This window comes from Shewanella sp. ALD9 (assembly GCF_002836315.1).
Classification (GTDB): Bacteria; Pseudomonadota; Gammaproteobacteria; order Enterobacterales; family Shewanellaceae; genus Shewanella.
Genome location: NZ_PJCD01000001.1, coordinates 598,033 through 624,687, shown reverse-complemented (window position 1 = coordinate 624,687; position 26,655 = coordinate 598,033). Strand labels below are relative to the sequence as shown.

At 41.6% G+C, this 26,655-nt stretch carries 25 protein-coding genes and 3 tRNA genes; 4 read left to right on the top strand and 24 right to left on the bottom strand.

Annotated elements, in window-relative coordinates; translation table 11 throughout:
• The first annotated feature begins 43 nt into the window (after positions 1-43).
• Genes CXF88_RS02910 through CXF88_RS02900 form a run of 3 tightly spaced genes read left to right on the top strand, consistent with a single transcriptional unit; the run spans position 44 to position 2,380 of the window.
• A complete protein-coding gene (locus CXF88_RS02910) occupies positions 44-394 on the top strand; it encodes a hypothetical protein (protein WP_242445083.1) in 351 nt (116 codons plus the stop codon).
• Positions 375-1,049: a response regulator transcription factor gene (locus CXF88_RS02905; RefSeq protein ID WP_101085252.1), complete on the top strand. Its 675-nt coding sequence runs from the start codon at positions 375-377 to the stop codon at positions 1,047-1,049. The genes CXF88_RS02910 and CXF88_RS02905 overlap by 20 nt, the downstream gene beginning before the upstream one ends.
• Positions 1,046-2,380, top strand: coding sequence for an ATP-binding protein (locus CXF88_RS02900; RefSeq protein ID WP_101085251.1), 1,335 nt, complete (start codon positions 1,046-1,048; stop codon positions 2,378-2,380). The genes CXF88_RS02905 and CXF88_RS02900 overlap by 4 nt, the downstream gene beginning before the upstream one ends.
• 105 nt (positions 2,381-2,485) lie before the next feature.
• Here CXF88_RS02900 and CXF88_RS02895 read toward each other — a convergent pair whose 3' ends face one another.
• The 21 genes from CXF88_RS02895 to CXF88_RS02795 all read right to left on the bottom strand — a co-directional run bounded on the left by CXF88_RS02895 (position 2,486) and on the right by CXF88_RS02795 (position 25,452).
• Positions 2,486-3,286, bottom strand: a complete 801-nt coding sequence (locus tag CXF88_RS02895; protein ID WP_101085250.1) for a DUF1338 domain-containing protein — start codon at positions 3,284-3,286, stop codon at positions 2,486-2,488.
• Between the two features lie 69 nt (positions 3,287-3,355).
• The gene (gene astD / locus CXF88_RS02890; RefSeq protein WP_101085249.1) at positions 3,356-4,816 is read right to left on the bottom strand and encodes a succinylglutamate-semialdehyde dehydrogenase; all 1,461 of its coding nucleotides are present in this window, start codon (positions 4,814-4,816) and stop codon (positions 3,356-3,358) included.
• Between the two features lie 9 nt (positions 4,817-4,825).
• Positions 4,826-5,845, bottom strand: coding sequence for an arginine N-succinyltransferase (astA, locus tag CXF88_RS02885; RefSeq protein WP_101085248.1), 1,020 nt, complete (start codon positions 5,843-5,845; stop codon positions 4,826-4,828).
• Positions 5,846-5,961: 116 nt separating this feature from the next.
• The gene (locus CXF88_RS02880; protein WP_101085247.1) at positions 5,962-7,179 is read right to left on the bottom strand and encodes an aspartate aminotransferase family protein; all 1,218 of its coding nucleotides are present in this window, start codon (positions 7,177-7,179) and stop codon (positions 5,962-5,964) included.
• Positions 7,180-7,515: 336 nt separating this feature from the next.
• The gene (locus tag CXF88_RS02875) at positions 7,516-8,658 is read right to left on the bottom strand and encodes an HDOD domain-containing protein (protein WP_101085246.1); all 1,143 of its coding nucleotides are present in this window, start codon (positions 8,656-8,658) and stop codon (positions 7,516-7,518) included.
• Positions 8,659-8,760: 102 nt separating this feature from the next.
• Positions 8,761-11,250, bottom strand: a complete 2,490-nt coding sequence (locus CXF88_RS02870; RefSeq protein ID WP_101085245.1) for a prolyl oligopeptidase family serine peptidase — start codon at positions 11,248-11,250, stop codon at positions 8,761-8,763.
• A gap of 128 nt (positions 11,251-11,378) precedes the next feature.
• Positions 11,379-11,948 (bottom strand): aminodeoxychorismate/anthranilate synthase component II, encoded by a 570-nt coding sequence (locus CXF88_RS02865; protein WP_101085244.1) that lies wholly within the window; start codon positions 11,946-11,948, stop codon positions 11,379-11,381.
• Between the two features lie 97 nt (positions 11,949-12,045).
• Positions 12,046-12,516 (bottom strand): ClpXP protease specificity-enhancing factor, encoded by a 471-nt coding sequence (locus CXF88_RS02860; protein ID WP_101085243.1) that lies wholly within the window; start codon positions 12,514-12,516, stop codon positions 12,046-12,048.
• Positions 12,516-13,145: a stringent starvation protein SspA gene (gene sspA, locus CXF88_RS02855; RefSeq protein ID WP_011638743.1), complete on the bottom strand. Its 630-nt coding sequence runs from the start codon at positions 13,143-13,145 to the stop codon at positions 12,516-12,518. The genes CXF88_RS02860 and sspA overlap by 1 nt, the downstream gene beginning before the upstream one ends.
• 95 nt (positions 13,146-13,240) lie before the next feature.
• The gene (locus CXF88_RS02850) at positions 13,241-13,975 is read right to left on the bottom strand and encodes a cytochrome c1 (protein ID WP_101085242.1); all 735 of its coding nucleotides are present in this window, start codon (positions 13,973-13,975) and stop codon (positions 13,241-13,243) included.
• Positions 13,975-15,189, bottom strand: coding sequence for a cytochrome bc complex cytochrome b subunit (locus tag CXF88_RS02845; protein WP_101085241.1), 1,215 nt, complete (start codon positions 15,187-15,189; stop codon positions 13,975-13,977). The genes CXF88_RS02850 and CXF88_RS02845 overlap by 1 nt, the downstream gene beginning before the upstream one ends.
• On the bottom strand, positions 15,189-15,779 hold the full coding sequence (petA, locus tag CXF88_RS02840) for a ubiquinol-cytochrome c reductase iron-sulfur subunit (protein WP_101085240.1): 591 nt from the start codon (positions 15,777-15,779) through the stop codon (positions 15,189-15,191). Before petA ends, CXF88_RS02845 begins: the two co-directional genes overlap by 1 nt.
• Positions 15,780-16,483: 704 nt before the next feature.
• Positions 16,484-17,362 (bottom strand): protease modulator HflC, encoded by an 879-nt coding sequence (hflC, locus tag CXF88_RS02835; protein ID WP_101085239.1) that lies wholly within the window; start codon positions 17,360-17,362, stop codon positions 16,484-16,486.
• Between the two features lie 2 nt (positions 17,363-17,364).
• Positions 17,365-18,525, bottom strand: coding sequence for an FtsH protease activity modulator HflK (gene hflK, locus CXF88_RS02830; RefSeq protein ID WP_101085238.1), 1,161 nt, complete (start codon positions 18,523-18,525; stop codon positions 17,365-17,367).
• Positions 18,526-18,558: 33 nt separating this feature from the next.
• Positions 18,559-19,866, bottom strand: coding sequence for a ribosome rescue GTPase HflX (gene hflX / locus CXF88_RS02825; protein ID WP_101085237.1), 1,308 nt, complete (start codon positions 19,864-19,866; stop codon positions 18,559-18,561).
• A 20-nt stretch (positions 19,867-19,886) separates the two neighbouring features.
• Entirely contained in the window at positions 19,887-20,144 is a 258-nt protein-coding gene (gene hfq, locus CXF88_RS02820; RefSeq protein WP_011638750.1) for an RNA chaperone Hfq, read from the bottom strand.
• Positions 20,145-20,227: 83 nt separating this feature from the next.
• The gene (gene miaA / locus CXF88_RS02815; RefSeq protein WP_101085236.1) at positions 20,228-21,154 is read right to left on the bottom strand and encodes a tRNA (adenosine(37)-N6)-dimethylallyltransferase MiaA; all 927 of its coding nucleotides are present in this window, start codon (positions 21,152-21,154) and stop codon (positions 20,228-20,230) included.
• 1 nt (position 21,155) lies between these two features.
• Complete coding sequence (gene mutL, locus CXF88_RS02810; RefSeq protein ID WP_101085235.1) at positions 21,156-23,018, bottom strand: DNA mismatch repair endonuclease MutL; 1,863 nt, start codon at positions 23,016-23,018, stop codon at positions 21,156-21,158.
• Position 23,019: 1 nt separating this feature from the next.
• Positions 23,020-24,324: an N-acetylmuramoyl-L-alanine amidase gene (locus CXF88_RS02805; protein WP_242445088.1), complete on the bottom strand. Its 1,305-nt coding sequence runs from the start codon at positions 24,322-24,324 to the stop codon at positions 23,020-23,022.
• 41 nt (positions 24,325-24,365) lie between these two features.
• Complete coding sequence (gene tsaE, locus CXF88_RS02800) at positions 24,366-24,824, bottom strand: tRNA (adenosine(37)-N6)-threonylcarbamoyltransferase complex ATPase subunit type 1 TsaE (protein ID WP_101085233.1); 459 nt, start codon at positions 24,822-24,824, stop codon at positions 24,366-24,368.
• Between the two features lie 172 nt (positions 24,825-24,996).
• Positions 24,997-25,452, bottom strand: a complete 456-nt coding sequence (locus CXF88_RS02795) for a hypothetical protein (protein WP_101085232.1) — start codon at positions 25,450-25,452, stop codon at positions 24,997-24,999.
• A gap of 245 nt (positions 25,453-25,697) precedes the next feature.
• On the opposite strand from CXF88_RS02795, the gene CXF88_RS21885 reads away from it, so the two are divergent.
• Positions 25,698-25,847, top strand: coding sequence for a hypothetical protein (locus CXF88_RS21885; RefSeq protein WP_157822765.1), 150 nt, complete (start codon positions 25,698-25,700; stop codon positions 25,845-25,847).
• A gap of 462 nt (positions 25,848-26,309) precedes the next feature.
• Here the strand turns inward: CXF88_RS21885 and CXF88_RS02790 are convergent.
• From CXF88_RS02790 to CXF88_RS02780, 3 genes are all read right to left on the bottom strand, one after another.
• Positions 26,310-26,385 (bottom strand) — tRNA-Gly (locus tag CXF88_RS02790).
• Between the two features lie 22 nt (positions 26,386-26,407).
• Positions 26,408-26,483: transfer RNA gene (locus tag CXF88_RS02785), tRNA-Gly, on the bottom strand.
• 36 nt (positions 26,484-26,519) lie between these two features.
• Positions 26,520-26,595 (bottom strand) — tRNA-Gly (locus CXF88_RS02780).
• Positions 26,596-26,655 lie beyond the last annotated feature (60 nt).

The window sequence follows — 26,655 nt, the reverse complement described above, 5'->3', positions numbered from 1 at the left end:
GGTGTTCATACTCTGAACGCCACTTTTTTATTTTGGAGCGCCCATGAATAGCTTGTTCTTTACAGCAATAAGCAGCTTAATGGCCATCACCATTAATCAACAAGATATTCCCGCAAAAGAACTCCCTCTGGATCATGACTACGTCCAAAAATTGGTATCTTCTGGTAATATACGTTCATTAGATGATTACTTAACTTGGCTATCGCAGTATTGTGATGGTCACTTAATCGACGCCCAGCTTTATCAACATCAAGATAAGTGGCGCTATGATTTACAATTTAAGCTAAAACAAGGGCATGTTGTTAATCTGCAATTAGATGCAGCTAACGGTATGCAGGACTCATTGACTCAATTACCGAGCGAATGTACTAAACATGAAACTGTTACTCGTTGAAGATAGCCCATTACTGGTTGCTGAACTTGAAAAACAACTCAAGCAAGCTGGTTATATTACGGATGTTACAGACAAAGCTATTGAAGCCGATTATTTGATGAAAGAAACAGATTATGACTGTGTCATTTTAGATATCGGCTTACCTGATGGCAATGGCTTGTCATTAGTGACTCAATGGCGTGAACGTGGCATCAGTACCCCTGTCATTATGCTAACGGCCCGCAGTCAGTGGCACGAAAAAGTTGAAGGTTTTAATGCTGGTGCTGATGATTACTTAGGCAAACCTTTTCATACTCAAGAGCTCCTCGCCCGTATTCAGGCACTTATCCATCGTGCCCATGGGCGGGTTAATTCGTCGTCGAAGCAACTATGTTATGCCGGGGTTAATTTAGACGAAAATGAGCAAAAAGTGACGGTAGGCGGACACGTATACGAACTGACGTCGATGGAATTTAGGTTATTGAAAATTTTCTTAATGTCACCAAAGAAGCTTCTTTCGAAACAGCAGCTTACAGACAAGCTTTATCAATTTGATGATGAAAAAGAAAGTAATGTCGTGGAAGTTTACGTAACACACTTACGTAAAAAACTCGGTAAAACCGCTATTGAAACCCGCCGTGGTCAGGGTTATATCTTCCATGGCATTATTGAATGATTTCAATTCGGTTTAAATTAAGCTTATGGCTCAGTGGCTTAATCATTATTGCCACGCTAATAGGTTTATTTTTATTTGAGTCGATGTTGCGAGATGCCTTTCATGACTCCATTATTAATCGTCTTGAAGAAGATTTAGAACACATCATTATCGCCACCAGACTCGATGATGGTGAGATAGTTATCGACCAAAGCCAACTATCCAGTTTTTATAAACCTGCCTATTCAGGGCGTTATTTCCAATTAAATTTGCCCGACCGTACAATTCGCTCCCGTTCACTGTGGGATGCGGAATTACAGATTGAACAGTTACAAGCGCAGCAGAAAAGAGTTTGGCAGGCTAAAGGGCCAAAAAACAATGATATGCAGCTGTTATCTATCGGCATCGGCGCGCCAAACAGCCACAACACAGCAACCTTGACTGTCGCCCAAGATCTCAGTATTGGACGACGTGTTTTTAGCGAAGTATTTGGCACTAAACTGGCAATTAATATCGGCATGTTATTAGCGATGATTGCCGGTATTTTTATCATTTTACGCCAATCATTTAAACCGGTGAATCAAATCCAAGGGGCGCTGGCTAAATTGCGCGAAGGGGAAATAGCCTCGTTAGCCATTTCACAAATTCCAGCAGAGATCCGCCCGTTAGCCGAAACCTATAATGAGTTATTAGACTACACAGCCAAACAAATTGAACGTAGTCGCAATAACTTGGGTAATTTAAGCCATGGCTTAAAAACCCCATTAGCGGTCATGCAGCAACAAGTTGAAGCGCTCGGGCTCACCCATCCGGATGCCGCTATAGCCATGCAGCAGCAATTAGATTTAGTTCATAAAATGATTGAACGTAAATTGGCTGCAGCGAGGATAACCGGAGACATGCTACCCGCAGCACAACTGGCGGTACCAAAAGATTTTGATAGTTTAATCCAAACGTTACATAAAGTGCATCATCAGCGGAGTATTGATGGCAGCATTGTTAACCCACAACATATTAGTCGTATTCCAATACACCGCGAAGATGGTATGGAGCTGTTTGGCAACCTGCTCGATAATGCCTTTAAATGGGCGAATTCACAGGTTAATGTCAGCGTCGAAGAATTACCTTCGGGAGAGATATTAATTCAGATCGAGGACGATGGTCGAGGCGTAAAGCAAGAACAAATTGTATTATTAACCTCTCGTGGCACACGACTAGATGAAGCCACTATTGGCCACGGATTGGGCTTATCGATTGTTAAAGAGATATGCGACCAATATGGTTTTGTATTGCAATTTAGTCGTAGTAAAGCATTACAAGGACTTAATGTCAGTATTTTGATGAGCAACTAAGCATCAGTATATTGATGAGTAGCTAAGCTTTTTTTGCCTAAAATAACCAATAAAAAAGACCTAATTGATCACTCAATTAGGTCTTTTTTTGTCCATGCATAAACGTTACATCATTGCATTGGTACTTTCGAAAATCTTGTCAGCTGATGCCGCAACAAAACCAGTATAAAGCTGACCATTATCCATTGGATAACGGCGGGCAAATTCATAGAAACAACTTGGAATTTCCACATCGCCATCAGTAAAGTTAACCACCACTTTATCCGCCATGGTAGAAGATTGCTCTAACAAGACTTCTGGCGATCCTTTAATTTCACCGCCAGAGCTATTTAACACAAACCCAGCCAGCTTTAAGGCTTGGTTTACATCTTCAATACGCTCAAACTCAGGCAGATCGTTAATTGAAACCGTAAAGTGATTGGCACGATATCCCAATGCAGCAACCCAAGCAGCATATTCGCTTTCAGCAAGTAAGGCTTGGTATGTTGCTTTATCTACATCCCAATGACGACCAGAATAAATAAAATTATCTTCAGTGGTTGCCGTTTCATCAACCTGATCGATTAAACCATGGATGCTCTTTTGCAACTCAGGGCTAAATTCTTCTACTAATAGCTCAGAAATAAACACCTTCGGCTGCTTTGGATCCGGATGTTCAAAGTGCTTGGCAATCAGTTTTTTCTGCACAAACTGATAATCGCCACTGTCGACATAACCGATAGAGGTAAAGTGTTTAGCCAATACGCTTAAATTCACCTTGGCGATATTAAAGGTGCGCAAAGCGATATGGTCATTGATGATTGGCGCGCCATGGCCTAATAGCTGATGAATTTTCGCCGCTGAAGGCGTCATCTTAATGTAGTCTTGCCATAAGGCAGCAAATAAAGCATTAACGTCAGTATGCATGGTTAAATCCTTCTAAAATAAGGCTGGTGAACAAAGTCACCAGCACGGATCATGCGATGAATTTATCAGTTAAATTGATAAACCAGGGCTTAAAGTAGCGGGTAAGCTTACTGAATCAGCTTCCATTGAAGCGACAGGGTAAGCACAGTAATCAGCCGCATAAAATGCACTTGCTCGATGATTACCTGATGCGCCAACGCCACCAAACGGTGCTGCACCTGATGCGCCTGTAATCTGCTTATTCCAATTAACAATCCCAGCACGAATGCGCGCTAAAAAGTAATCATAATCTTCACGACTATCGGCTAATAAACCGGCAGATAAACCATAACGAGTCGCATTGGCCAAATGAATCGCTTGGTCAAAATCGCTGTAACGCACTAATTGCAATAATGGACCAAAGTATTCTTCATCAGGTAACTCAGCGACTTTAGTGACATCTATTAAGCCTGGAGTGACTAAACCAGTACCAGCTTCAACTTGCACTAACTCAACTAATGAAACACCACCTAATGACTGAAGTGTCGCCTGTGCGGCAACCATGCCACGTGCAGCGGTTTCAGAAATCATCGAGCCCATAAAAGGTTGTGGTTGAACGTTCCAAGCACCCACTTTAATTTGTTTAATAGCCTTTACTAGCTCTGCGATTAACGCATCACCTTGTGCGCCCTCTTCAATATATAAACGACGGGCACAGGTACAACGTTGGCCAGACGAAATATAAGCAGACTGAATAATGTCATGTACCGCAGCTTTGGTATCGGTAACACCTTTAACGATAAGCGGATTATTACCGCCCATTTCTAAGGCTAAAATCTTACCAGGCAGACCAGCATATTGTTCATGTAAAATATGCCCAGTACGTGAACTACCGGTAAAGAATAAACCGTCAATTTGTGGATGTGACGCTAACGCTTTACCGGTTTCAACTTCACCCTGCACTAAGTTAACCACACCTTGTGGTAAACCGGCTTTGTCCCAACACTTCAGCATTAGCTCAGCCACTTTAGGCGTTAATTCTGATGGCTTAAATACCACGGTGTTACCGGCCAATAATGCTGGCACTATGTGACCGTTTGGCAAATGCCCAGGGAAATTATAAGGGCCAAATACCGCTACCACACCATGAGGTTTGTGACGTAATACGGCACGTCCTGCTGGTAAATCGTTGGTTTCAGTACCAGTACGTTTGTCATGAGCTTTTGCTGACAATGCGATCTTGCCAATCATAGCGCCCACTTCAGTAGCCGTTTCCCACTGTGGCTTACCCGTTTCTTGAGCGATGGTTTCTGCGATCTCGGCTTTATTAGCTTCTAACTGTGCACGATACGCTTCTACTATCGCTAAGCGAGCTTCATACCCCAGCATAAACCAATCAAACTGCGCCGCACGAGCGGCATCTACAGCTGCATTAACTTGAGAAGCAGTAGCCGTGTTACCTTGCCAAATTACGTCACCGTTGGCAGGGTTTTTTGAATTAATCTCATGACCTTCGCCAGCTAACCACTGACCTTGAATATATTGTGTCATTTCTTGCTCCTACATTGCTAAAACACGAATTTGCTCACCATCGCTCACCAGTAAACCAGCTGCGATTTCAGGGCTGAGCACAACATTATCGTGTTCATCAGAGACCAACAATTTAGCTGCTGACGCACGATAATCAGCAAGCGAGGTGTTGGAGATAATAAAATGATGATCGGCATGTGGCATCTTGCCAACTGAAACGGTCAATAAACGGCTCTTTTTCACTGAGCGGATCTCAGCTAGTGCACATTCAACCGTTGGGCCGCCATCAAAAATATCGACATAATTACGGAACTTAAAACCCTCAGCTTGTAATAAACGTAATGCTGGCTTAGTGTTTTTATGCACTTCACCAATCACTTTTTGGGCTTTTTTAGGCAACATGCAAACATAAACGGGGTTGCGCGGCATCATTTCGGCCATAAAGGCTTTTTTGCCTAAACCAGACAAGTAGTCTGCTTCAACAAAATCGATACCTAAAAAGTGATTTTGTAGCCATTCATAAAACGGTGAATCGCCATGTTCATCACTGACACCACGCATTTCAGCAATAACCGTTTCGCCAAAGCGTTCAGGATGCTGTGCTAATAATAAAAAGCGCGAGCGTGATAACATGCGGCCGTTATTGCCTTTGCGATATCCGTCTTTTAAAAACAGAGTGCACACTTCTGCTGCGCCAGTGTAGTCGTGGCATAATGTGAGGGTTTCAACTTCATTGCGAACAGAAATTTGCTGAGAATGATAGACCTCAGTACCTAAACGGTAATGATAAAAAGCATCTTGCATGCCGACGGCGGCTTCAATACCACAGGTGCCGACAACTTCATTGGTCTTTGTATCTTCAAGTACCATTAAATAACCTTCGTCAAAAGGTTTATCAATTTGCTTGATAAAAGATGCCTCTGCCCTAGCAATCTTCGAACGCAGTAACTCTTCGTTAACTGGTAAAGATGTAAAACCGTGGCCTGACTCAACTGCGATACCATAAAGTGCATCGTAATCACTTGCACGGATAGGACGTATGATTAACATCTTAATCTCCTCATTGCGCCATAAGCGAATCGCGCTGAAATACATTTCAACACGTATTCACCCAACAGGCGTACCCAAACACATCAGTGCAAGCTAGGCCCGCACTGATTTGTTAATTAACCAGCAACCACTTTTGCTACTGCGCGTTCAAAACGCAATAAGCCTTCTGCGATGTCAGCTTCTGGGATCACTAATGAAGGAGCAAAACGCACAACGTTTGCACCAGCCATCAAACTCATAAGGCCTTCAGCAACAGAAGCAACCAAGAAGTCACGGCTACGACCTTCATACTGTTCATTTAATACCGCACCAATTAACAAACCTTTACCGCGCACTTCACTGAATACGTTGTATTTGGCGTTAATAGCCGCTAAACCATCACGGAATAACTGTTCGCGATGTTTAACTCCGTCGAGTACTTCTTTGGTATTCACTACGTCCATTACCGCATTACCAACAGCACAAGCCAATGGATTGCCGCCATAAGTAGAACCATGAGTACCAATTTTTAAATGAGCGGCAATTTTTGCCGTGGTTAGCATTGCAGCAATAGGGAAGCCACCGCCTAGTGCTTTGGCGCTGGTTAAAATATCTGGCACGATGTCAGTACCCATGTAAGCAAATAACTCACCAGTACGGCCTACACCAGTTTGTACTTCATCAAAAATCACTAATGCGTCGTGCTTATCTGCTAAACGACGTACTGCTTTTAAGAACTCAGGATCACCATTGATAATCCCGCCTTCACCTTGAAGAGGTTCAAGCATGATGGCGCAAGTCTTGTCTGAAATTACTGCTTCAAGTGCAGCGATATCATTAAATGGCACGTGGGTAATACTTTGTGGCTTAGGACCAAATCCGTCTGAATAAGCAGCTTGTCCGCCAACCGTTACAGTAAAGAATGTACGGCCATGGAACGCTTTATCGAATGCGATGATTTGGTCTTTATCTGCACCATGGTTATCTAATGCATAACGACGAGCTAATTTTAATGCAGCTTCGTTCGCTTCAGCACCTGAGTTAGCAAAATAGACGCGCTCAGCAAATGTGGCATTAACTAACTTTGTCGCTAATTCAAGCGCGGGCTCGTTGGTCATTACGTTTGATAAATGCCATAATTTTTCGCCTTGCTCTTTTAATGCTGACACTAAAGCTGGGTGACAATGACCTAAACAATTTACTGCAATACCACCGGCAAAATCGATGAATTCATTACCTTCTTGATCCCATACTCGGCTACCCGCTCCACGAACAGGAATAACAGCGGCAGGCGCATAATTAGGCACCATAACTTCATCGAATTGGGCACGGGTTAGATTCATTTCTACACTCATTGCATTTCATCCTTCAGGTTGTAAGCGGCTTGAAAGCCGCTGTTTCCGCTGTCTGCTTTATATTCTGTAAGTGCATTAGCGGAAGTTTGTGTTATTTATGCGACATTATTAGCGAAAATGTGATCAAAATACCAGTTCAGTACAATTAACTTCTGCAGGCCTGATTGGCATTCTGCATAAAGATTGAGAAATATGACTAAACAACGCGTTTATTGGGGGGTTATGAAGCATAAATAGTCATAAAAAAAGTTATTTGACTCGAATTTGTGTAGCTATTCATCAAAAGTGAATAATTACACAGATTTAACATTTACGCTTTTGATAGAAAAAGGCTATTTACAGTAAATCAAGCTTACGAAAATTTTGCCCTTTAAGCCGAATCAGTTCTTGTGCCGAAAACTGATAATAATCAAACATAATGCGTTTCTCTTGTGGATCGATTTGTTGTTGCTCTTCTAACAAAAGCACTTTGGCATAACAACTCGCCTTAGCCACAATGGCGGCATCGACAGACAACTCTGTAAAATGGTAATCGTGGTCGAGCTCTTTCAATACTTGTGTGATCGGTGAATCATCAAATTTAAGTAAACTCAACAGTTGCCAATTCAATCGATGGCTATGGAGTAATACTTGCCCCAATACAGCTTCAGCAGGAAAATCCGTTGCCATAATGGCATCGTAAACTTGTTTTTCTCGACTATGGCTTGCCTCTCGTAACCAAGTCCCCCAAGTGTTATCAAATATACGTCCACTTTGGCTCAGTATAATCGAGGTAGAAAATTGGTACATTAACGCGCAGCTATAAGCCAAACCAGGCTTTTCATTATGCAATTCTGCTAAGGTTTGCGCCGCAATGGCACTGACCATGCTGTAACGCCAAAGCTTGCGGGTTATCCACAATAAATTAGCATTGCCTGAAGGTAACCAGTTACGTAAACAAAAATAAGGGATCAGCAAACGTAAATTTTCAATACCAATGTAGTTAAGCACCAGCTTTATGTCGGTCACTTGAACATCGCCATGTTTAGGCCGTCGGTGACGAGATGCTGGACTATTAATTAAATTGATTAAATCACGTGATAACCAGCTAATACTTTCGATAATCGGTCGAAGTCGATTAATATTCAGGTCAGGATGTAATAATAGATCGAGCAGTAAAATTTGATTTTCACAAATTGCCGATGCTTCTAATATCATTTGAGGATGAGCTAATTGATGCTCTATCGCATTATTAACCGTATTAGTTAACAGCGCGGACACCTCTAAATACACATTTTTCTCTTTTGCTTGCTTATCAAGGCGCACTTTCAATGCTTTGCGCTCAATATCAAGCTTATTGGCACTCTCTTCTAACTCTTCGTTCAACTCATCAGGCATTGCATTGGCTTTATGCTTACCCACAATAAGTTGTTTATAGAGTCGGCGCTCAATCTCAATGACTTTTCCGGGCCGAACGCCACCTGCTATTGATATTGCCACTCACATTACCTTTTACTGTTTTCATCACTTAATCATAAAAATTAAGGCTTCACAAAGGAAGCCTTAATAGATATTTATTTGTTTTTTTGAACTCAGAGCCGATTACTTCAACTCTTGTTCAAACAGTTTATAAATACGACGATACTGATCTAACCAACTAGAAGGTTGCTTAAATCCATGCGGCTCGACAGGATAGATTGCGGTTTCAAACATCGGCTTTTCTAATTCAATAAGCCGTTGCACCATGCGCACACTGTCTTGGAAAAACACGTTGTCATCTAACACACCACTCATGATCAGTAATGGTTTTTGTAAACCTTGAGCATGCTCTATCGGAGAACTACGCTCATAAGCGATAGGGTCAACGTCAGGCGTATTTAAAATATTAGAGGTATATGGCGCATTATAATGAGCCCAATCAGCTACAGGGCGCAATGCGGCCCCTGCTTGGAATAACTCAGGTTCATTAAACAGCGCCATAAAAGTAAGGAATCCGCCGTATGAACCGCCATAAGTCCCTACTCGCTGGGGGTCTACATTAACATTGCTTGCCATCCAAGCCACACCATCTTTCAAATCTTCAACTTCTGGATGGCCCATATTACGATAAACGGACGTACGCCAATCACGTCCATAGCCTTTCGAACCTCGATAATCCATGTCCATTACCACGTAACCTTGTTGTGTGAGTAAGTTATTGAACATAAATTCACGGAAGTAACCCGAAAAGCCATAATGGGCATTTTGTAAATAACCCGCACCATGGTTAAACATCACTGCTGGATATTTTTCAGCTTGCTTAGCATCATAACCTTGCGGCAAATAAACTCGTGCATAAATTGGCTCAGCGCCATGAGTTGAAGCTAGCGCGACAACTTGTGGTACTTGCCATGGATATTGTTTAAATGCTGTACTGGTATAATCGGTTAATTGGCTTATGTCGCCGCCAATAGGTTGAATATATAACTCATCTGGATGAATCGCAGACGAAGCGGTCAATAATAGTGATTGTCCATCAGGGCTTAAACTGTAATCCAATGTACCTAACCACTGGGTCAATTGCTCTGACTTACCACTGGCAATCTCAACACGGTAAACATTATAGCTACCTGGGTGGTCTTTATTGGCACGATAATAAAGATGTTTTGCATCGGGTGATAAAGTCACATTATCAACCACAAATTTGCCATTGGTTAATGCCGATACCTTACCTGCTGCGGTTTTAATATATAACTGTGAAAACCCTGATTCTTCAGATAAGTAGTACATGCTATCTGTACCTGGTATCCAGCCAAATTGATTAAAATTATAATTTACCCAAGCATCATCATGTAATCTGTGTTCGGTTATCAGCTTACCTTTTTGAAGATCAACACTGGCGATCCAGCGATCTTTGTTGTCAACAGCTTCCAACATCACCAATAATTTATCGTCAGACTCATGCCACTGAATTGCGCTCTGACTCCATTCCCAATCTTGCATTAACTGCACTAAACGCGGGGCTTTTTCGCTGTTATAGGTTTTACCTTTCGCTTGAGCATTTTCAGCTTTAACGCTCGCCAGTACATCCTCATCAAAACCCGTTAAGCCTTCAATGGTAATGTCTTTTTTACTGTGGTCAACAAGGTCGAGTAACACTAAACGTTGACCAGGAAAGACATCTTCGGCAACTCGAGAGCGGGCTGGTACAGGGTCAACATAACCCTCTTGGCCCAAATAATTAGGCATAATGTCGTGTTCTGCACGCCAATCATAATTTTTATCGGTTAACGCTAATACTACGTAGCGTCCATCTGGCGACAAACTCATTTCTGATACCACTTCAGCGTCACCTAAATACCAAGGTTTAGCAGAAAAAGTGGGATCGGCTTTAGCCAATGAGTCGCGGTATTGATCACGCGTCAGGCTGTTATCATGTTCCATGGCAACATATTGAATAAGTCTATGCTGTTGCTTAGCAATAAAGCTACTTGGCTCTTGCGTCGCTTTTGGTTCGTTTTCCATTTGGATCGCGGCAATTTGTTCTACTAGGCCGCTAGACTGGTGCACACGAAAAATATTATTACCTTGCCAGAATGCAAGGTCGCCACCCTTTAAAAAACGTACCCCATTAATTGCATCGTTTTGACGGGTAAGTTGCTTTATTTCACCGTTTGATAAATCTTTTACAAATACGTTACCTTGATAAATATAGGCTTTTTGAGTCTTTGCCTGATCGAAGACACCATTACGTTGATCGGCAAGGTGTAGCTGATTGAGTGCTAGTTTATTTGCTTCAGACTGTCCAATAGCTTGTTGATAAAAATCACGGACCGGAGATTGATGTGCTTGGCGACTGAAATATACCGACTGACTGTCATCGCTCCAATAAGCTCCTTGAGCAAATATGCCCATCCAATCTGGATTAGCCATAATTTGATTAAGTGTCAACGGTTGCTGGGCTTTTGGAGGCTGTGCAAATGGCACGGTCACTGTCGTTGCACTCGGCGTTGTCATAACCATTATATCGTCAGGTTTAGCCGTGGCAGCACAGCCACTTATCATTGCCAAAGAAAGTGCGCTAACCGCAAAGTTTCGCATAAAGCTTGTCATGGTTATCCCTTTTATTATTTTAAGCGCTATTTATAGCACAAATAGACGCGAGAATTTAGCCAGATTAGTTGCAGAAGTTGTAACAGAATACGTGATAATGAACCCGAATATATAAATTCAAAAATGCTTTATAAATGCAAAAAGTTATCCAAAAGTTCATGGCCTTGCTGAGTTAAAATAGATTCAGGATGAAACTGGACGCTGTAAATACGTAACGCGTCATGGCTCATCGCCATAATTTCACGGCCATAAATTGGGTCATCAAACCACGCATCCAGACTAAAACCATGAGGTACATGGTTAATCAACAATGAATGATAACGAGTAACCTGCAGAGGTAATGCTAATTGACGAAATAATCCCTGTTGATTATGTTCAATCAAACTGGTTTTACCGTGCATAACACGCTTGGCACGCACAACATCAACGCCAAACACTTGTGCGATAGCTTGATGTCCTAAACACACACCAAGAATAGGAATTTTACCGGCAAAATGTTTAATAGCTGCAAGTGAAATACCCGCTTCATTAGGAGTGCATGGACCGGGAGAGATTATCAAATGTGTAGGTGCTAAAGCTTCAATTTGTTCAATGCTGATTTCATCGTTACGTTTAACCAGTATCTCTTGCCCAAGAGCTTGGAAGTACTGAACTAAGTTAAACGTAAAAGAATCATAATTATCAATCATCAACAACATTATGGGTTCCAGTTGCGCTATAAATGTTTGTAGCACATCAATTTTAGCTTAAAAAAAACCAGCCTTGCGACTGGTTTTATGTAATGTTAACTAACCGCTACTTCACCACAGTTAAATGGTTTTTACGCTTAGTTTTATCATCAGGCTTTGCCGATTTAGACGATGGTGGCAATGTCGAAGTGTCATCAACAGATTTCATTGATGGCGGTACAGATGATAACTCATCATGTTCACCTTCGATCATATATGCATCTTCCATATCAAACACCGTGCCAGCACCGTTTTCACGAGCGTAAATGGCCACGATCGATGCCATAGGCAAAAACACATTCTGTGGTACACCACCAAAACGTGCATTAAACTCTACTGCATCATTAGACATGTGAAGATTAGCCACCGCTCCGGTTGCAATATTCAAGACGATTTGACCGTCTTTGACAAATTGCTGCGGAACCTGCGTACCGTTAACAAATGCATCCACGACTACGTGTGGCGTCAAATGGTTATCCATCAACCACTCATAGTAAGCACGCAACAAATATGGACGATTAGCTGTTATTGGTTTCATTACATGCCCATGCGCATTTCGCGCTCAGCCTCAGTTAGCGATGCCTTAAATGATTCACGTTCAAAAATACGTGTCATGTAAGCACTGATATCTTTCGATGTACGCGGATCTAAGTGAATACCTAATACTGGTAGACGCCACAATAATGGGCCTAAGTAGCAATCAGATAAACCAAACTCTTCGCTCATGAAGTATGGCATTTCAGCAAATACTGGCGCTAAAGCAATTAAGCTTTCCATTAACTCTTTACGCGCTGCATCAGCCTTTTCACCTTTACGGATACGCTCTACAAGCGCATACCAATCGGTGTCGATTCTGTGCATCATTAAACGGCTTTGGCCGCGAGATACTGGGTATACAGGCATTAATGGAGGATGTGGAAAACGCTCATCCAAATATTCCATAATAATGCGTGATTCGTACAACACGAGTTCACGATCAACTAAAGTCGGTACAGAGTTGTATGGATTTACTTCAAGTAAATCTTCAGGCATCTCACTTGGGTCTACCTGTAAAACATCAACGGTAACCCCTTTTTCAGCCAATACGATACGTACTTGGTGACTATATAAATCATCGGCACCAGAAAAAAGTGTCATGATAGAGCGCTTGTTGGCAGCAACAGCCATTGATACCCTCCAGAATCTAGAAAAAACAAAACAAACGAGGGGCTAAGCCCCCCGTTTACAAAATGCGGATAATGTATATTAACCGTTATTGATGGCTAGTGCACATCTTTCCAGTATTCTTTCTTCAACAAATACGCAATTATGAAGAAAATAAACAAGAATCCAAGTACCCACCAACCTAAAGCTTCACGCTCTAGCTGAACTGGTTCGGCAGAATAAACTAAGAAACCCGTGATATCACGAACGACTTGGTCGTATTCTTCTGCCGTCAATTTGCCACCCGTGGTAACAATATTACCATCTTTATCTTTTACAAGAGATACATTACCAGCTTCATCTTTCGTAACAGTAGCAAGACCTTGTAAGTCTTGTAATACGTGTGGCATACCCACTGCTGGGAACACTATATTGTTCACACCAAATGGACGAGTCTCATCTGCGTAGAAACCTTTTAGGTATGAAAATACCCAATCAGCACCACGAACACGAGCAACCAACGTTAAATCAGGAGGCGCAGCACCAAACCATTTAGCGGCATCTGGAGTAGGAATAGCGTTTTCCATTAAATCACCGATTTTTGCACCGGTGAACATGTACTTGTTACGCATATCATCGTTAGAGATGCCTAAATCAGTTGCAACACGCTCGTAGCGTTGGTATTGAGTGCTGTGACAACCAGAGCAGTAATGTTGGAATGAATCCAAACCACGCTCTAATGACGCTTTATCATGCAAATCAACGTTAGCACTTTCTAAGTGAACACTATGTCCACTGGCGGCCATAGCGAGAGATGGCAGCAATGTAACTAATGCAATTAATAACTTTTTCATTAGTGTGTCACCCTCGTTGGGACTTCTTTTGTTTTCTCATTCTTACTGTAAACCCATAAGGCTACGAAGAAAGCAAAGTAAGTGAAAGTGAATACACGTGCCGCAATAGTTAACTCAGGAGTTGCAGGAACGACACCTAAATATCCTAAAATAATGAACGACACTGTAAATTGTGCAATGTTGATCTTGTGGATCATGCTGCGATAGCGAATAGACTTCACTTTACAACGGTCAAGCCAAGGCAGTAGGAATAACACTGCAATAGACAGACCCATACCAATAACGCCTACCAATTTATCAGGGATAGCACGTAAAATGGCATAGAAAGGTGTGAAGTACCAAACTGGCGCAATGTGTTCCGGTGTTTTCATTGGATTAGCCGCTTCAAAGTTTGGCTTTTCTAGGAAATATCCACCGCCTTCAGGCATGAAGAACAACACATAACAGAACACGATTAAGAACCCAGCGACACCCATAATATCTTTTACAGTGTAGTAAGGGTGGAATGGAATACCATCAATAGGCCATCCGTTCTCATCTTTGTTCTTTTTAATCTCGACACCATCAGGGTTATTTGAGCCCACTTCATGCAAGGCGATTAGGTGTAAGAACACCAACACAACCAATACAAGTGGTAGCGCAATAACGTGCAGGGCGAAGAAACGGTTTAGTGTTGCACCTGAAATAACGTAATCACCACGGATCCACAATGTTAGGTCATCACCAATAATAGGGATGGCACCAAACAAAGAGATAATTACCTGCGCACCCCAGTAAGACATTTGTCCCCAAGGTAGTAAGTAACCCATAAATGCTTCAGCCATTAACACAAGGAAAATCAACATACCAAACAGCCATAATAGCTCTCTTGGTTTTTGATAAGACCCGTATATTAATCCACGGAACATGTGCATGTAGATGACAAAGAAAAATGCCGATGCACCTGTAGAGTGCATGTAACGTAGCAACCAACCGTAATCAACATCACGCATGATGTATTCAACAGAAGCAAATGCGCCTTCTGCTGTCGGTACGTAATTCATGGTCAGCCAAATACCTGTCAGCAATTGGTTAACCAAAACTAATAGCGCTAATGAACCAAAGAAATACCAAAAGTTAAAGTTCTTTGGTGTCGCATACTGCCCCACATGACGGTTATATGTAGCCGTCATTGGGATGCGAGCATCAATCCAATCAATAATATTCTTAACCATTACGCCGCTCCTGTATCTACACCGATGATAACGTTAGCATCATCAACATATTTGTGCGGTGGGATCACTAAGTTTAGTGGTGCTGGAACACCCTGGAATACACGACCGGCCATGTCAAATTTAGAACCATGACAAGGACAGAAGAAACCAGAAGTTACACCTTCAACCTGCTCACCGAATGAATCAGGCAGATAAGTTGGTGAACAACCTAAGTGAGTACAGATACCGACTGCAATAAAAAATTCAGGCTTAATAGAACGCGCAGGGTTAGTTGCATATTCTGGTTGCTGCATTTCTTCTGAAGCAGGATCGCGTAATTGACTGTCTAATGTTTTAAGATTATTTAGCACAGCTTCTGTACGACGAACGACCCAAACCGGTTTTCCGCGCCATTCGACACGAATTAACTGACCTGGTTCTACTTTACTAATATTTACTTCGACCGGCGCACCTGCAGCTTTCGCTTTGGCGCTCGGATTCCATGACTTGATGAAAGGAACCGCTACAGCGACGGCACCAGCACCACCTACTACGGCGGTTGCAGCTGTCAGGAATCTGCGACGTCCGGTATCGACTGGCGCATTGCTCATCCACTTATCTCCCAGAGGGTGTTGGAATTTTTATATTTCAATACTTTAGCGACCCAAAATGGTGAAACGCTAAAATCATAGTTTGAGGCGGTGCTCATTATAGCGAAAAATTAGAACCAGATCATAGTGAAAACACACATCTAAGATGAGGATATTAACATTTTTTTTAAAATCGCTTATAAATCAGCCATTTTATAACAATTAGTTGCCACTTAATTAGCAATAAAAAGCTTGAGAAATGCATTTAAAACAATAAATTATTAATGATAAATAATAAAAGACATCAGAAATATCTACTGTTGTGATTGATGACCGCTTTTGGGAAAACTGAATTCATAGCAAAAACATTAGGGGTGGTTGATCTTTCAAGGTTATTTTTACAGCGAACTTTTGGTCATTACTTAAACAAGAGCTACAAGGCAGAGGCTTTGTGGCGTAGTTATTCTACATGAAAAGCTGATAACGCAGTAGAAATGACTCACAAACACTGCACAAGGGTTCGGCTAAAAACGTTTTACTCTTTGTTGAGTGCATCTTCTCGACGTGATGGTTGCTTAGATTGCTAGGCTGTAATCTACTCGCCTCGGTTAACACATTTTTATCTCGAACAAAATTCAACCAGTAAAGATCTACAGACCTAGATAATAGGCACAAAAAAGCTCGGTAAAAACCGAGCTTTTTAATGCAAAAAACATACGCGGGTATTATTTAACGCTAGATGATTTCATGTACTTGAAGAAATCACCTTCAGGTTCTAACACCATAATGTCATTTTTACCGGCAAAACTTTCTTTGTATGCTTCTAGGCTACGTAAAAAACTATAAAACTCAGCATCTTTACTGTAGGTATCAGCATAAATTTTTGCCGCTAATGCATCACCTTCACCACGAATAGTAAGGGCTTTACGTTCAGCTTCAGCAATCTTTACTGTCACATTGGCATCAATAGTCGCACGGATAATTTCAGCTTGTTCTTTACCTTGTGCACGGTGCTCTTTCGCCACAGCTTGACGTTCAGCACGCATACGTTGGTAAATACTAATACTGACATTAGCAGGTAAATTAATTTGCTTTACGCGCACATCAACTACTTCAATACCGAGATTTTGTGCACTTTCAGAAGCATTTTCTAATGCGTCGGTTTGCAATTCATCACGCTTACCTGAAACAATTTCCTTGATTGTGCGACGACCAAATTCAGTACGTAAATCGTTGCTAATTTTGGCTTGTAATAAGCTTTCTGCATTGGCTTTAATACCGCCATTGGTAGAAAGATAGTACTTTTCAAAATCACGAATACGCCACTTAACATAAGAGTCGACCATTAAGTCTTTCTTTTCAGAAGTAACAAAACGATCTGCTGCGCCGTCCAATGTCTGGATACGAGCATCCAGATAGCGAACTTTATCGACTAAAGGTAATTTAAAGTGAAGGCCAGGAGCAAAAACGGTTGTTACGTCTCCATCTTTAAGCACCTTACCGAAACGTGCAACAATCGCGCGCTCACCTTCGCTTACCACCATCAAAGAGGAAAAACTCACCCCTAAAATGATCACTAGAATGATCAGAGCTAATCTACCCATTGTTAGTTCCTCCCTTGGCGAATACGATCTTCGCGGCTGAGACGACCATCAGTCGGCATGCTAGTAATAGGTGTATCTACACCACTACTAGAAACAGAATTGATGTGACGTTCTACCTCAGGTTCTACTTGATTGCGCAGACTCTTAGAAGAATCCATCAGCTTATCCAAAGGTAAATACATCAGATTACCGCTACTCTTAGTGTCGATAAGAACTTTATTTGTGTCAGCCAACACAGATTGCATCGCATCTATGTATAAACGATTTCGGGTTACACCTGGAGCAGCTTTATACTCAGGTAATAACTTCTCAAATCGAGCGACTTTACCTCTAGCTTCAAGAACTTCACGCTCTTTATAAGCACTAGCTTGTTGTGCCATACGCTCTACTTGACCACGCGCTTTGGGTTCGATTTCACGAGCATAAGCTTCAGCTTCGCGAATAAAGCGCTGTTCATCTTCCTGAGCAGAGATAGCATCATCAAATGCATCTTTTACTTCTTCTGGAGGACGAGCGGGTAAAAAGTTAACATCACGAATTTCCAAGCCTAATTTATACGGCTCAATAATACGCTCTAACTCAGTCCAAGTATCACGACGAATAGCATCACGTCCAGTGGTTAAAATGTCATCCATACGATTATGCCCAATGACATAGCGCAACGCACTATCAGTCGCTTCACGTAAACTCGAATTGGCATCGACTGCACTGTACAAGTATGAATAAGCATCTGATACGCTATATTGAACCACAAGTTCAACATTCACGATATTTTCATCAGATGTCAGCATTCTGCCAGACGCTGGAATCGAACGGAACGTTTCCACATCAACCATTGTCACATCGTCAATAAAAGTGGCTTTCCAATGTAAACCGGAACTCACTTCACCGATGTGCTGACCAAAACGGAGTAACACTCCACGCTCAGCTTCTTTAACCGTGTATAAGCCAGACAATGCCCAAATAATTAAGGCAATCACTGCTATTATAATCAGTAAAGATGAATTAAATGGCTGACCAGTGGCGCTACCGCCTCCCTTGCCACCAAAGCGTTTTGATAGGTTACGAAATACTTCGTCAAGATCTGGTGGCCCTTTATCGTTACCACCTTTATTTCCCCAAGGGTCTTTGTTCCCCTTGTTACCGGGCTCATTCCAAGCCATTTAGCACTCCATAATTGGATGAAATAAATGAGATTAACAAGTGGCGTCTACTTCTGAAGGTTCAAAAATAAATGCCTCTAATTCCCCTTGACTCTGTTTAGCTAATCGGCGCCAATTGGCGTCCGATAAACGAACAGATAAAATACAGTTCCCCAGATTGTCATACTCTTTCTGCTGTATTGCATCCAGTCGATAAAACTGGCCAAGATAATGTCCTGCTGATGCAGGTATTTTCAATGTAAGCTCGCAAATCACTTCACCGATTAATTCGGTTATCGCTTTCAGCAGCAAATCAAATCCAATGCGTTTTTGCGCAGAGACCCAAACCCTCTCAGGTTTACCATCTTCATCGTAATCGATACGAGGCGCGAAATCTTCAAGTAAATCAATCTTATTGCATACAATCAATTGAGTGATTTCATCTGCATCAATTTCTTCCAATACTCTTTGTACTTGGTCAAAATTTTCAGTCATATTGTCATCAGCACAATCAACGACATGTAAAAGAATTTCAGCTTGTCGAGTTTCTTGTAATGTGGCTTTAAATGCTGCGACGAGATCATGAGGTAAATGACGAATAAAGCCAACAGTATCCGCTAAAATCACCGCACCATCAGGTAACGATAATTTACGCAGTGTCGGATCTAATGTTGCGAATAACTGATCGGCTGCATAAACATCCGATGACGTTAGCGCATTAAATAATGTCGATTTACCCGCATTTGTATAGCCTACTAAAGACACAGTCGCTAAATCACTGCGCTTACGAGCTCGTCGGCTTTGCTCACGTTGTTTATCTACTTTATCGAGGCGTCGATTAATATTCTTAATCCGGCCTCGTAATAAACGTCGGTCTGTTTCGAGCTGGGTCTCACCCGGCCCTCGCATCCCGATACCACCTTTTTGTCGCTCTAAATGAGTCCAACCACGAATTAGGCGTGTCGACATGTGGCGCAATTGCGCTAGCTCCACTTGCATCTTACCTTCATGAGTTCTCGCTCGTTGAGCAAAAATATCAAGGATCAACGTAGTTCGATCTAAGACTCGACACTGACACACCACTTCAAGATTACGCTCTTGAGCTGGACTCAATGCATGATTAAAAATCACTACATTGGCTTCAGTAGCAGCGACCATAGCAGCAAGTTCTTCTGCTTTACCGGAACCAATAAAAAACTTTCGGTCCGGCGAGCGTCTGCTGCCAGTAATCACTCCAACAGAGCGAGCACCAGCAGATTCAACTAACAACTGTAATTCAATTAGATCTTCTCGACGCTCTTCGTCTGAAAAGTCTATATGAACCAATACAGCTGTTTCACCCGCTTCATAACGATCAAACAAAAATTATATTCCTTTTCAAATTATTCAGCATCGCTTTCTTCACCATGGGCAGTACCCTGGTGAGCAGAAACATTAAATGGGCGTGCTGGTACGACTGTTGAAATAGCGTGTTTGTAAACCATTTGGCTTACAGTATTTTTCAACAAGATAACAAATTGATCGAATGACTCAACTTGGCCTTGTAATTTAATACCATTCACTAAATAGATAGAGACTGGTACACGCTCTCGACGCAATGCGTTCAAAAATGGGTCTTGTAAAGATTGCCCCTTAGCCATTTTCAATTTCCTTTTTTATTTTAAAATATGTTGAATTAAGTTTTATTGTTTAGTTTTAGTATTATACAGCAACAGCTAATAAGCTAGCGGCTTTGTCGCATAAGCGTAACTAAATTCCCTTCTACACCACTTTCAAGCCACTGTAAATCTGGCCAGCTCCTCAACCATGTTAATTGACGTTTAGCCAATTGCCTAGTGGCTGCGGTAGCTTTTTCGACCATTGTCGCATGATCAAATTCATTATCTAGGTACTGCCAGCACTGTCTGTAACCAACGCAACGCATAGATGGTAGCTCTAAATGCAAATCATCACGCGCTTTCAAACGCGCAACTTCTTCGATAAAACCTTGCTCTAACATGATATTAAAACGCTTTGCGATTAACTCATGTAATACTTTTCGATCGTTTGGTGCAATAGCAAATTGCACTACATCATACGGCAAAGCGGCTGACTTAGTTTGTGTCAATTCAGTCATTGTTTTGCCACTGATCCGATAAACCTCTAAAGCCCGCGACAATCGTTGTGGATCGTTAGGATGAATTCTTTCTCCAGCAACAGGGTCAATATTACACAATTCTTGATGCAGCGCATCCCAACCCTCGGTTTGCGCTTGCGCTAATATTTGTTGCCTAATAGCTTCATCAGCACTGGGTAAAGGTGATAAGCCTTCTAACAATGCCTTAAAATACATCATGGTGCCACCCACGAGTAAAGGGGTCTTACCACGGCTAATAATGTCTTCGATAGCCAATAATGCATCACGGCGAAAATCTGCCGCGGAATAACTTTCGCTAGGGTCAAGAATATCAATTAATTTATGCGGAGCCATTTCCAGCTCTTCAGCACTGGGTTTAGCAGACCCTATATTCATATCACGATAGATCAACGCAGAATCTACTGAGATAATTTCACAATTATATTGAGTTGCCATATCAATGGCTAATGCCGTTTTGCCTGAGGCGGTAGGCCCCATTAAAAAAATCACTTTCGGCTTATCGACACTATTCACGTTAATTATCTTTCATCCAATTTTGCCAAGGCATTATGCGCTCTTGGTCATAACAAGTTTGTTGCGTTTCATCGTCAAGTGAACAAAATTGCAGCCATAAAGCTTGAGCTGGCTCAAATTGCGATAAACTTTGTTGTGCCAACCAACCTACGATAGCGCTTTCTGTAGGTTGCTCTAATTGTATCCATTGCAGTAACTCTGGGATCACAATAGCAAGTTGGCATTCCCTCAAATATGGGGGCACTTTTTTAATAATCAACTGTTGGAAGCGAATTGTTAATTCAATACCCATTTGACGCAGTAATTGCTCACGAGCGGCTAAGGTTTCTATCCAGTCCAAATCTGCGGCTAAAGACACAGGCATTAATAAAGGTTGCGACACTAAACCGTTAGCTAATTTGGTTGCGATGTCTTTCTTTCTTACTGCCAATAACACGGTTTTTATCGACAGTAATGACAGCTTATCATCTTTACAGATAACCCAATGCTCACCCGCTAATAACGGCGGCATGGCAACTTGATGTACAGCCTCGTTAACATAGGATACCGCGCTATTCATCGGGGTATGCAACAACTGCCCATAATTAGCAATAGCGGTTTTCGTCTGGGCAGATGAAGATGCACCAGAAGGCTTTGTACCATAACTAGGCTTAATTGCAGCTGAATAGCCACCAGATGAGCCATTTGTCTTACCAGGTACATGCATCGAACCAAATTGACTAACGCTGTTAATCGTCTTACTCGAACCATGATTAAGTGTAAAAATGTCTTCTGTGGTATCGGCCACTTTCGCATCATGCATCATGTTTGATTCGGTGTGCATTGTTACAACAGTATCATGATGTTCTAATTCATCTGATAAAGGTAACAAAGGCATTTCGACTAATGCCGATTGCACCGCTTGTAAAATAAAGTCATGTACATAACGAGATTGATGAAACCGCACTTCATGCTTAGCAGGATGAACATTGACATCTACTTGATGTGGGTCAAGTGATAACATCAACACATAGCCCGGCTGATGTTCAATACCATATTCAGCAAATGCTTGTTTTACGGCATGGTTAACCAATCGGTCCCTAATTAAGCGTCCATTGACATAAAAAAAGTTGGTATCGGTGATAACAGTGTCTTGTGGCGACTGCAGATAACCCGTTAATAATAAATCATCGTGTTCACAAGCAATGCTCAATGCCTGTTCAGCAAAAGCTCTACCACAAATTTGCGCCAAACGTTGTTGAGTTTGAATGTCAGTATTTGCAGGACGATACTGACGTACTAACTTACCATTGTGTGTCAGGGTAAAGTGAATATCGCTACGAACAATGGCTATGCGCTTTAACCACTCATCTATATGAGTAAATTCGGTTTTATCGCTTTTTAAAAAACGGCGTCTGGCGGGAGTATTAAAAAATAAATCGACCACATCAATAGTCGAACCTTGAGGATGCGCAGCAGGAGTCACTTTCACGTCCATTTGCGAGCCTTCAGCATAGGCCTGCCAAGCTTCAGATTGCTCTGCAGTTTTCGACGTTAATGTTAATCGCGATACCGAACTAATACTGGCCAAGGCCTCGCCCCGAAAACCAAAGCTTAAAATAGCTTCGAGGTCATCGAGCGTATGTACTTTTGAGGTTGCGTGACGCGATAACGCCAATGCCAACTCATCTTTAGGAATACCCGCACCATTATCGCGAATACGAATAAGCTTGCTGCCGCCTTTGTCGATATCAATATCAACTCTAGTCGCACCAGCATCTAAACTGTTTTCAACCAGTTCTTTGACCACCGAAGCCGGACGTTCCACTACTTCACCGGCTGCGATTTGGTTTGCAAGTTGAGGTGGTAGCAGCTGAATCGCCATATTAAGCCCTTGGGATCACAAGATGTTGACCAACACGAACCACGTCTGACTTCAAGTTATTAGCCTGCTTTAAACGTGAAATAGAAACGCGGTATCGCTGAGCGATAACAGACAATGACTCACCACGTTGCACTTTATGCTTTTGTGTTTGCGAGCTGTCAGAGCGTGTTTTAGCAATCAAAGTATCACTGGGCGCATTACTAGCAAAATAACGTTGCACCCCTGAATGGATGGCGCGGGCTATCTTTTCTTGATGCGCTGGGTTTCTTAGTAAACGCTCTTCTTGTGGATTAGAAATAAAACCTGTTTCCACCAGAATTGAAGGTATATCCGGCGATTTAAGTACCGCCAAACTCGCAGCTTCTGGTTTATGTTTATGTAATTTGGTGACACTGTTGAGATCTTTTAATACATCGCCAGCAATAGAATTACTTATCGCCATAGAACTATTCATCGACATATCTAAAAGGGTCATGGCTAAATATTGTTCGCTATCAGAGTTTTGAATAATTTCTCCAGCACCCCCTAATAACTCAGAATGCTTCTCTTTTTGCTCAAGCCAACGACCAATTTCAGTATTTGCACGGCGCATAGATAATACCCAAACAGAAGCGCCCTGAGGCTGAGGAGAAGTAAATGCATCTGCATGAATTGAAATCAATAAATCTGCTTTAATATTACGCGCCAGCTCAGAGCGTTTATTTGGATGAATATAATAATCACCACGCCTCGTCATCACAGCACGCATTCCTGCTGTTTGATTAATTTTGCTGGCTAAACGCGTTGCAATTTCCATCACCACACGCTTTTCGTAAGTCCCAGAGGGGCCAATTGAGCCAGGATCTTCACCACCGTGTCCAGCATCAATGGCGATCACAATATCTCTAGATGACTGATTAGCAGAGCGACTAACCGTATTCACCGTTGGCGACTCGCCGTTAGAATCTTCTAAATCGACGACAAGGCGGTTGCCATAAGGAGCGGTTGGAGGCAATGTAAATAGACTGGACTTTACCGGTTTAGTTAAATCCATAACCAGACGCAATACACCTTTTTTAGGTGGAGAGCTAAAGCGTATCTTTTTGATAATTTTACTATTGTTAGCTATTTTATCTAAATTAATCTTGGCGCCAGTATCTTGAATGTCGACCACTAAACGATGAGGACCGGTTAAGGTAAAGCTGTCATAATTAGGTGATTGAGTTAAATCGAACACCACTCGCGTCGATTCTGGGGCAGCCCAAATGCGCACGCTATCAAGTTGGTTGGCAGCCCAAACCACATTAGACTGCAAAAACAACAGCATGAATACTACAGAGGTAAAAAACGTATTTTTTAAAGTCATTATTATTTTATTTTATTTATAATTGCCTGCCCAGCAGGGGATAAGCCTTGTAATTCAATTTGTCTTTGAGATTCTTTATAACGCAAATGCAAATGGATGTCAGCCTCAGGGAGTAATCCATGACCATTATTAGGCCATTCAACTAGACACACACTTCTGTCAGTAAAATAATCACGGATACCCATATACTCGAGCTCTTCTGGGTCAGCTAATCGATATAGGTCAAAATGAAATACATCCATATCATTAAATTCATAGGGCTCGACCAAGGTGTATGTTGGACTTTTCACCGCGCCTTGATGACCTAAACTTTGAATAATGCCTCGACTAAACGTTGTTTTACCCGCCCCTAAATCCCCCGTAAGATAAATAGTGAGTGGCGGCTTTATCCACTGTGCAATTTGTTGTCCAAGGGCAACAGTAGCTTGTTCATTTTCAAGGGTTTTAAACAGCGATGTCATGTGTAAAGTCAGCTTCCATAAAAAAGAGATACAAGAATGCTAAATATACCAGAAGTTACCGGGGAACTCCCACTGTTATAGTGGTTATTTTTTGTTAATAAAAAAACCAGCTACTGGGAATAGCTGGCAAAATCACACTTCAGGAAGTTATATTAAATTTTCAACGCCTCGTTTAAATGTCATCCATACGGATGGTGCTATGAACTAAACGTTTTTGTTGAGTTTGTGCAACACGGACTAAGTCCATTAATGCACTTTTAATTTCATCAGTTGGGCTACTAATAGCTGTTTTTTCTAGTAACGCGATTAAGCGGTTTTCTAGGTCTAAATGCAATTCAAGCACTTCGTCTTCTTTCATATTGGCAGGGAGTGACGTTTCATTGCAACGCTTGCTAAAATCTTCAAAAGTAATGTCTTTATACCAAGTATTTAATATTCTTGATGGTGCATCTTCAATATAGCTTTCTAACGTTTCGTAAATATGTCTTTGGTGTTGTTGAAAATAAGTCAACATCATCTTAACTCGAGAGGAATCCGCATTACGATCTAAGCGCTTATATAATTTCTCCATATCGAGATGGCAATTAGCAACGTAATCAAGTAGCTCACTTAGTTGTTGGATCCGCATAAAACTCACCTCGTTTAAAGCCCTAACTTCTTAGGAAAATCTATCTTGAGTTGATTATCAAAGATTACAACGGTAAATGATTTGAAGCAGATCATGTTTTACTTCACCAATATGCGCTTACTTTAGAGATCCATGAAGAAGTGAGTACTAGATCACTTATTTGTTGATTGCAAAAAGATTTGCTCAAACACAAATGATGCAAATTTATTAAAATAATAAGGTTTATGGTGAGTTAGAGCACATTGATGAACACCAGAAATGTAGATCGCCCTATATCGGCAATGGTTCGAACTGATGAGCGCTTTATGACGTCTAGCTTGGCAAACAAAAAAGGTATCGCATTCTCTAAGGGCGCAACTGAGCTAACTGTCGCTGTAGTTATTCGTAAGATTTAGAACAAAGAAGATTTGGAGCAAATAGGATTAATAAGGAAGTAATTTGGAGTGACATATCTTTTTAATAATGGGGGATTCGAACTGATGACCGCTTTATGACGTCTAGTTTAGCAACCAAAAAGGTAGCGTATTTTCTAAAAGCGCAACTGAGCTAATGTCGCATTTCAAACTAGGGATTTCAAACTAGGGAAGTGATTTGGAGCGACGTTTCTTTATAAATAAAGAGGGGTTCGAACTGATGACCGCTTTATGACGTCTAGCTTGGCAAAAAAAAGCTATCGTATTTTCTAAGGGCGCAACTGAGCTAATGTTGTATTTTAAACTAGGGAAGTGATTTGGAGCGACGTTTCTTTTAACAAAAAGAGGTTCGAACTGATGACCTATACCTTGGCAAAAAAAAGGTATCGCATTTTCTAAAAGCGCAACTGAGCTAATGTTATATTTTAAACTAGGGAAGTGATTTGGAGCGACATATCAGGTTCGAACTGATGACCTATACCTTGGCAAGGTATCGCTCTACCAACTGAGCTAATGTCGCATTACAAAATCATGTAGAAAATTGGAGCGACATATCAGGTTCGAACTGATGACCTATACCTTGGCAAGGTATCGCTCTACCAACTGAGCTAATGTCGCACATATTTCACTTTCTTTTAAAATCATACAGAAATTTGGAGCGACATATCAGGTTCGAACTGATGACCTATACCTTGGCAAGGTATCGCTCTACCAACTGAGCTAATGTCGCGTACTATTTGCTTCATTGTAACAATCAACAAGGTATCGTCTTTCAACCTATGTCAACTGA

Excerpts from the sequence above, each read along its gene's own strand:
- CXF88_RS02865 (WP_101085244.1), bottom strand. The coding sequence starts at position 11,948 with ATGTTGTTGATGATTGATAATTATGATTCTTTTACGTTTAACTTAGTT.
- CXF88_RS02860 (WP_101085243.1), bottom strand. The coding sequence starts at position 12,516 with ATGAAACCAATAACAGCTAATCGTCCATATTTGTTGCGTGCTTACTAT.
- sspA (WP_011638743.1), bottom strand. The coding sequence starts at position 13,145 with ATGGCTGTTGCTGCCAACAAGCGCTCTATCATGACACTTTTTTCTGGT.
- hflK (WP_101085238.1), bottom strand. The coding sequence starts at position 18,525 with ATGGCTTGGAATGAGCCCGGTAACAAGGGGAACAAAGACCCTTGGGGA.
- CXF88_RS02845 (WP_101085241.1), bottom strand. The coding sequence starts at position 15,189 with ATGGTTAAGAATATTATTGATTGGATTGATGCTCGCATCCCAATGACG.
- CXF88_RS02795 (WP_101085232.1), bottom strand. The coding sequence starts at position 25,452 with ATGCGGATCCAACAACTAAGTGAGCTACTTGATTACGTTGCTAATTGC.
- CXF88_RS02805 (WP_242445088.1), bottom strand. The coding sequence starts at position 24,324 with ATGCTGTTGTTTTTGCAGTCTAATGTGGTTTGGGCTGCCAACCAACTT.
- CXF88_RS02900 (WP_101085251.1), top strand. The coding sequence starts at position 1,046 with ATGATTTCAATTCGGTTTAAATTAAGCTTATGGCTCAGTGGCTTAATC.
- CXF88_RS21885 (WP_157822765.1), top strand. The coding sequence starts at position 25,698 with ATGAACACCAGAAATGTAGATCGCCCTATATCGGCAATGGTTCGAACT.
- CXF88_RS02870 (WP_101085245.1), bottom strand. The coding sequence starts at position 11,250 with ATGACAAGCTTTATGCGAAACTTTGCGGTTAGCGCACTTTCTTTGGCA.
- astA (WP_101085248.1), bottom strand. The coding sequence starts at position 5,845 with ATGTTAATCATACGTCCTATCCGTGCAAGTGATTACGATGCACTTTAT.
- CXF88_RS02880 (WP_101085247.1), bottom strand. The coding sequence starts at position 7,179 with ATGAGTGTAGAAATGAATCTAACCCGTGCCCAATTCGATGAAGTTATG.
- mutL (WP_101085235.1), bottom strand. The coding sequence starts at position 23,018 with ATGGCGATTCAGCTGCTACCACCTCAACTTGCAAACCAAATCGCAGCC.
- CXF88_RS02895 (WP_101085250.1), bottom strand. The coding sequence starts at position 3,286 with ATGCATACTGACGTTAATGCTTTATTTGCTGCCTTATGGCAAGACTAC.
- hflC (WP_101085239.1), bottom strand. The coding sequence starts at position 17,362 with ATGGGTAGATTAGCTCTGATCATTCTAGTGATCATTTTAGGGGTGAGT.
- hfq (WP_011638750.1), bottom strand. The coding sequence starts at position 20,144 with ATGGCTAAGGGGCAATCTTTACAAGACCCATTTTTGAACGCATTGCGT.
- CXF88_RS02910 (WP_242445083.1), top strand. The coding sequence starts at position 44 with ATGAATAGCTTGTTCTTTACAGCAATAAGCAGCTTAATGGCCATCACC.
- tsaE (WP_101085233.1), bottom strand. The coding sequence starts at position 24,824 with ATGACATCGCTGTTTAAAACCCTTGAAAATGAACAAGCTACTGTTGCC.
- astD (WP_101085249.1), bottom strand. The coding sequence starts at position 4,816 with ATGACACAATATATTCAAGGTCAGTGGTTAGCTGGCGAAGGTCATGAG.
- CXF88_RS02850 (WP_101085242.1), bottom strand. The coding sequence starts at position 13,975 with ATGAAAAAGTTATTAATTGCATTAGTTACATTGCTGCCATCTCTCGCT.
- petA (WP_101085240.1), bottom strand. The coding sequence starts at position 15,779 with ATGAGCAATGCGCCAGTCGATACCGGACGTCGCAGATTCCTGACAGCT.
- CXF88_RS02905 (WP_101085252.1), top strand. The coding sequence starts at position 375 with ATGAAACTGTTACTCGTTGAAGATAGCCCATTACTGGTTGCTGAACTT.